Raw genomic sequence first — 725 nt, forward strand, 5'->3', positions numbered from 1 at the left:
CCATCACCGCGCACCGAGCCAGCCGCACCACCAGCACCACCGGCGCCACCGGACCCGCCATCCACGCCGTCGCGACCGGACTCGCCTGCCGCGACGCCGGCCGCGCCATTGTCACCGGCCGCCCCATCCCCGCCCGCGCCACCGGCGCCGCCACTACCGAAGTTTCCACCCGCACCGCCGGCGCCACCCTTACCGCCGTCCACGCCCGACGCCGTGGCGCTGAACCCAGCCCCGCCCTTGCCGCCATTGCCCAAAATGCCAATGGGTGTGGAGCCGTCCACCCCGTCAGCGCCCGTGCTGAAGCCGGTGCCGGCAACGCCGGCCTTGCCACCCAACCCGGTGTCACCACCGGCACCACCAGCGCCGCCGGCCAGATGGTTGGCATCGCCGGTAGCACCGGCCCCACCGTCGCCCGGGGTCGCGCCGTTGCCGCCGCTACCGGCATTGCCCCCGGCACCCGCTTTGCCGGCAGTTCCATGTGCAGAGGCACCCCCGGCCCCGCCGTTGCCGCCATCGCCGCCGGCACCGCCACTACCGCCCTTACCGCCGGCCTGGCCATCGGCACCAGCCGCCGTTGCGCTCGTACCGGTGACGCCGGCCCCGCCGTCGCCACCACGCGCACCGTGCCCACCGGCCCCACCGGCACCGCCATCACCGCGCACCGAGCCAGCCGCACCACCAGCACCACCGGCGCCACCGGACCCGCCATCCACGCCGTCGCGACC

Annotated in this window: 1 pseudogene; it reads right to left on the reverse strand. The window is 76.1% G+C overall.

What is annotated here, in order from left to right:
• Window positions 1-725, reverse strand: a pseudogene (locus tag AO501_RS38210) (PE family protein); the annotation flags it as partial.

The organism is Mycobacterium gordonae, assembly GCF_001417955.2.
GTDB classification, from domain to species: domain Bacteria; phylum Actinomycetota; class Actinomycetes; order Mycobacteriales; family Mycobacteriaceae; genus Mycobacterium; species Mycobacterium gordonae_B.